The sequence below is a fragment of the Kribbella antibiotica genome (genome assembly GCF_004349055.1).
Lineage (GTDB): Bacteria > Actinomycetota > Actinomycetes > Propionibacteriales > Kribbellaceae > Kribbella > Kribbella antibiotica.
Genome location: NZ_SMKX01000271.1, coordinates 1 through 5,070, shown reverse-complemented (window position 1 = coordinate 5,070; position 5,070 = coordinate 1). Strand labels below are relative to the sequence as shown.

The window sequence follows — 5,070 nt, the reverse complement described above, 5'->3', positions numbered from 1 at the left end:
CCCCGAAGACCCCCGCGGCGGCCCCCTTCTCCGTCACCGGCGCCAAGCCCGGCACGATGATCAACGTGGTCATCACCTTCGCCAAGGCCGCGCCGATCACCACTGACATCCCGGTCCTCACCGAAGACCACTACGCCCCCACCCCCCGCAACGACGCACCCGCGGGCGAGCACTAAACCCAAATCCCTTCAGGCGGGCCGTTCCCTACTCGGGGACGGCCCGTCCTGCGTTTGGTGGGTTCACCCACCTCCTGCGGGATGGGCACAAGCCGAACGGGCCGCTCCCGGCGCGGGGCGGCCCGTTCGTCGTACCGGCGGGGCCTGTGGCCGAGGTCCCGTCGGACGTTCAGTTGGCGGCTTGGGCCGCTTTGGCGAGGTTGGGGAGCATTTTGCCGAGGACCCAGGGGATGCTCTCGACGCTGACGGAGCTCATGCCGGAGATGACCTGGGAGTCGTCGAGGGCGTAGGCACTGCCGCGTTTGACGGCGCCCAGCGACGAGTAGATCGGGTCGGCGGCGAACTTGGCCGGGCCGAAGCCGTCGACGTACGCGATCAGTACGTCGGCATCGGCGTCGGCGATCTTTTCCTTGCTGATGGCGACGGCGAACTCGTTCTTGGTGTTCTTCTTCTGCAGCGCGTCGACGCCGGGCGCGTTCACGAAGCCCATCTGGTTGAGGATCTGGACGCGCGGGTCGCCGGGCATGTAGAGCCAGTTGTCGGTACCGAAGGAGCCGACGGCGAGGGTCTTGCCCTTGAACTCGGGGTGATCGGTGGCGACCTGCTTGAGCTTGTCGTCGAGACCGGAGATCAGCTTCTCGGCCTCGGCCTTCTTGCCGAGGGCCTGGCCGACCAGCAGGGTCTGGTCCTGCCAGGTGGTCTGCCACGGGGAGCCCGGGTACGCGACGGTCGGCGCGATCCCCGAGAGGGTCTCGTACGTCGCCTTGTCGAAGCCCTCGTACGGCGCCAGGATCACGTCGGGTTTGAGCGCAGCGATCTTCTCGAACGGGTACTTGTCGCCCGTGTCGAGCAACTGCGTCTTGGCCGGGTCGAACCAGTCGGCCTGCCACGCGCTCACGCCGGCCGCGGTCGGGCCGTAGGTGATCTTGGGCATCGCGACCGGGGTCTCACCGAGGGCATGGACGATGTCCTGCGCGTTCCAGCCGAGGGTGATGATCCGCTGCGGCTTCGCCGGTACGACGGTCTCGCCGAAGGTGTTCTTCAGCGTCACCGGGAATCCGGTGCTGCTCGTGGCCCCCTGCGGCTGAGCGTCGTCGCTACCACCGCAAGCGACGAGCAAGCTGGTCGCGATCAGTACGCTGGCAGTCGTACTGATCGCCCGAGCTGTGCTGATTGCCCGGTAGGGGTGCCACGCCATCAAGAACTCTCCTCAGTCGAAACCCTCAACTAAGGACAGCCTAAGCTAACTTCTCTCAGGAATCGAACTTGTAGCCCAGGCCGCGGACGGTGACCAGGTGCTGCGGGTTCGACGGGTCCTTCTCGAGCTTGGACCGCAACCGCTTCACGTGGACGTCGAGGGTCTTGGTGTCACCGACGTAGTCGGCGCCCCAGATCCGGTCGATCAGCTGTCCCCGGGTGAGCACCCGCCCGGTGTTGCGGAGCAGCATCTCGAGCAGCTCGAACTCCTTCAGCGGCAGCCGGATCTCGGTGCCCCCGACGGTCACGACGTGCCGCTCGACGTCCATCCGGACCGGCCCCGCCTCGAGGGTGTCCGGCAACAGCTCGACGTCCTGGCCACGCCGCAGTACGGCACGGATCCGGGCCAGCAGCTCACGCGGGCTGTAGGGCTTGGTGACGTAGTCGTCCGCGCCCAGCTCGAGCCCGACGACCTTGTCCACCTCGGTGTCCTTGGCGCTCACGATGATGACCGGGACGTTGCCCCGGCTGCGCAGCGCCCGGCAGACCTCTGTGCCGGACAGTCCGGGCAGCATCAGGTCGAGCAGCACGATGTCCGCGCCGGCCCGGTCGTACTCGTCCAGTGCGTCCGGCCCGGTCTCCGCGACGGCGACCTCGAAGCCTTCCTTGCGCAGGACGTACGACAGTGCGTCGCTGTAGCTCTCTTCGTCTTCGACGACCAGCACTCGGGTCACGAAGCTGTCTCCTTTGTGATCTGCCCAGCCGGGGTAGGCGGCTGAGTGACGGCCGGCTCGCCCTGGCTGGGGGAACCGGTCTGGCCCGCCGCGGATTCGAGCCGCAGTGGAAGTCTCACGGTGAAGGTGGAGCCTTGCCCTTCGACACTCCACACCCGTACGTCGCCTCCGTGGATCGAAGCGATGTGTTTGACGATGGACAACCCGAGCCCGGTCCCGCCGGTCTCCCGGCTGCGGGCCCGGTCGACCCGGTAGAAGCGCTCGAAGATGCGCTCCAGATCGCTGGTCGGGATCCCGACACCCTGGTCGCTGACGGTCACCTCGACCAGGTCGCCGATCGGGTGCGCGGCGACCGCGACCCGGGTCCCGTCCGGGCTGTAGTTGACCGCGTTCTCCACCAAGTTGCCGATGGCAATGGACAGCTGGTCGACGCTGCCCATCACCTCCAGGTCGGGCTCGGTCTTGACCACGATCTTGATGTCGCGGTCCTCGGCGTCCACCCGGCAACGGTCGACGGCGGCATCGATCACCCCGTTGATGTCGACCGAGTGCGGGTGCTCGAGTGGGTCGTCGCCCTGCAGCCGGGACAGCTCGATGATCTCCTTGACCAGGCGGCTCAGCCGGGAGGCCTCGATCCGCATCCGGTCGGAGAACCGCTGCACTGCCTCAGGGTCGTCCGAGGCCTCGGAGACCGCGTCGGCGAGCAGGATCAGCGCGCCGACCGGGGTCTTCAGCTCATGACTCACGTTGACGGTGAAGTCGCGTCGGATCGCGTCCAGGCGACGCTCGCGGGTCCGGTCCTCGACCAGCACCAGCACCAGTTGGCTGCCTAGCGGCGCCACCCGGGCGCTCACGTACTGCGTGGCACCGAGCCGGCCGCGGACGATCTCCAGATCCTGCTGACGAATCTCACCGTCCCGGCGGACCGCGCGGACCATGGTCAGGATGTCGTCGACCACCAGCCGCTCGCCCCGGACAATGCCGAGCACGTGCGCCGGAGCGCTCGCCTGAAGCACCTGGTCCTCGGGGCCCATCACGACCGCCGAGGAGCGCAGTACCGAGAGAACGGTGGCGACACCGCCCGGTACGGCGGGCTCCGGCGACTCCGGGATCTTGCGTTGTGACCGCTCGGAAAGCATCATCGCGCCGAGAGAAAGGAGGGCCAGGGCTGCGCCAATGACGCCGCCCAGCACCGCAGCCAGCGTGGGATCCACAAGACCGATGCTACGCGGGCAACCAGCAGGGAAAGACCGAATGAGCACCGGATGACCGGGACGCGTCACAACTGTTCATCAGGCGTTCACCACTCATCGCCGCCCGGCAACCTCGACGGCATACCGTCACGGTTGGGCGGGTACTGGCCTGTCCGGCACCGGGCCATGGGCACTCAGAAGATCGGAAACGAACACAATGCGTGACAGTTACCACGAGCAGCTCGACGACATCCTCGCCGAGCTCGAGCGGATGACCCGGACCGTGTCGACCGCCGTCCGCCGGTCCACCGCCGCCCTGCTGGAGGCCGACATCCGGCAGGCCGAGGACGTCATCGCCGCCGACATCCAGCTCGACGCCGCCGGTGAGGGCGTCGAGGAGAAGGTCTTCGAACTGATGGCCCGGCAGGCCCCGGTCGCCAACGAGCTGCGGATGCTGGTCGCCGCGCTGCGGATGGTCGCCGACCTCGAGCGGATGGGCGACCTCGCCGCCCACGTCTCCAAGATCGCCCGCCTGCGCTACCCGTCGCCGGCCATCCCCGCCGAGCTGCACAGCGTCATCGCCGAAATGGGCACCGTCGCCGGCCAGATGGTCGACGCCGCCGGTGACGTGATCAAGACCCGCGACGTCGACGCCGCCACCAAGCTGGAGGCGACCGACGACGAGATGGACCAGCTGCGCAGCAACCAGTTCCGTCTGATGATGGACGACAACTGGCCGCACGGCGTCGAGGTCGCCGTCGACATCGCGCTGCTCGGCCGCTACTACGAGCGCATCTCCGACCACGCCGTCTCGATGGCCCGTCGCGTCGTCTACCTCGTCACCGGCGAGCTCCCCGTCGCCGTCGGCGGCACCGCAGCCGGCTCCGGCGCCGGCGCGTCGACCCCGAACCCCAACGGCAACGACTGACCGACATACCGAAAGGCGCCCTAGGCAACAGTTGCCGAGGGCGCCTTTTTCGATGGTCTGACTATGCGCGCAGCACGCGCCGCGGCCCGGTGACGCAGCCGAAGGCAGCAAACCCGTACTTCCCGGACTGCCCGACGACAGCATCCACCGGCACCCACCGGTTGTCGTTGCGGCAGTCGGTGTAGCTACGCCCGGTCCGCAGTCCGTTGCAGCCGAGGTCGACCAGCGTCTTCCCCGCACCGACGAAGTAGTCGGCCGTGGTCGAGGTCGGAGTCCGGAACAGGTCGATCCCGGTGTTGGTCGTGTAGAAGCAGTCGTAAATGGGTGCAGCCTGCGCCGGCCCGGTCGCCAGCACCGCCCCAGCCCCAGCCACCACCACAGCCACCACGCTGCTCAGCAATCGCTTCCTGCTCATACGTCCTCCGATCGGCATCGGGACGGCCTCACTGCCGTCCCGTTGCCGCCATCGTCGTCGTCACCCGACTAGATGGACACAAACCCGATCGAATCCGATCAGCGGCCTTGGTTCTTGACTGCCTCGATGGCCGCGGCTGCGGCGTTGGGGTCGAGGTATTCGCCGCCGGGGGTGATCGGCTTCAGGTCCTCGTCCAGCTCGTAGAGGAGGGGGAGGCCAGTGGGGATGTTGAGGCCTACGACGGTGGGCTCGTCGAGGTTGTCGAGGTGCTTGACGAGGGCGCGCAGAGAGTTGCCGTGGGCCGTGACCAGCACGGTCTTGTTGGCGCGGAGGTCGGGGACGATGGCGTCGTACCAGTAGGGGAGCATCCGGGCGACGACGTCTTTGAGGCACTCGGTCGCGGGGAGGATCTCCGGGGGGAGGGCGG

Annotated in this window: 6 protein-coding genes; 1 reads left to right on the top strand and 5 read right to left on the bottom strand. The window is 67.8% G+C overall.

All coding sequences use genetic code 11. From position 1 onward, the window contains the following. Window positions 1-345: 345 nt before the first annotated feature. From E1263_RS41920 to E1263_RS41910, 3 genes are read right to left on the bottom strand one after another with little or no spacing between them, the layout of a single operon-like run. Window positions 346-1,374 (bottom strand): iron-siderophore ABC transporter substrate-binding protein, encoded by a 1,029-nt coding sequence (locus tag E1263_RS41920; protein WP_132177975.1) that lies wholly within the window; start codon window positions 1,372-1,374, stop codon window positions 346-348. A 55-nt stretch (window positions 1,375-1,429) separates the two neighbouring features. Continuing rightward, on the bottom strand, window positions 1,430-2,107 hold the full coding sequence (locus E1263_RS41915) for a response regulator transcription factor (RefSeq protein ID WP_132177973.1): 678 nt from the start codon (window positions 2,105-2,107) through the stop codon (window positions 1,430-1,432). Continuing rightward, entirely contained in the window at window positions 2,104-3,321 is a 1,218-nt protein-coding gene (locus tag E1263_RS41910; protein ID WP_132177971.1) for a sensor histidine kinase, read from the bottom strand. The genes E1263_RS41915 and E1263_RS41910 overlap by 4 nt, the downstream gene beginning before the upstream one ends. 196 nt (window positions 3,322-3,517) lie before the next feature. On the opposite strand from E1263_RS41910, the gene phoU reads away from it, so the two are divergent. Continuing rightward, a complete protein-coding gene (gene phoU / locus E1263_RS41905; protein ID WP_132177969.1) occupies window positions 3,518-4,228 on the top strand; it encodes a phosphate signaling complex protein PhoU in 711 nt (236 codons plus the stop codon). A 61-nt stretch (window positions 4,229-4,289) separates the two neighbouring features. On the opposite strand, the gene E1263_RS41900 is transcribed toward phoU, so the two are convergent. Both E1263_RS41900 and E1263_RS41895 read right to left on the bottom strand, forming a co-directional pair. Continuing rightward, window positions 4,290-4,643: a hypothetical protein gene (locus E1263_RS41900; RefSeq protein WP_132177967.1), complete on the bottom strand. Its 354-nt coding sequence runs from the start codon at window positions 4,641-4,643 to the stop codon at window positions 4,290-4,292. 98 nt (window positions 4,644-4,741) lie between these two features. Further along, a partial coding sequence (locus E1263_RS41895; protein ID WP_132177965.1) for a 2,3-bisphosphoglycerate-dependent phosphoglycerate mutase occupies window positions 4,742-5,070 on the bottom strand: 329 nt, incomplete at its 5' end.

Coding starts and splice junctions, on each gene's coding strand:
- E1263_RS41920 (WP_132177975.1), bottom strand. CDS start 1,374: ATGGCGTGGCACCCCTACCGGGCAATCAGCACAGCTCGGGCGATCAGT.
- phoU (WP_132177969.1), top strand. CDS start 3,518: ATGCGTGACAGTTACCACGAGCAGCTCGACGACATCCTCGCCGAGCTC.
- E1263_RS41900 (WP_132177967.1), bottom strand. CDS start 4,643: ATGAGCAGGAAGCGATTGCTGAGCAGCGTGGTGGCTGTGGTGGTGGCT.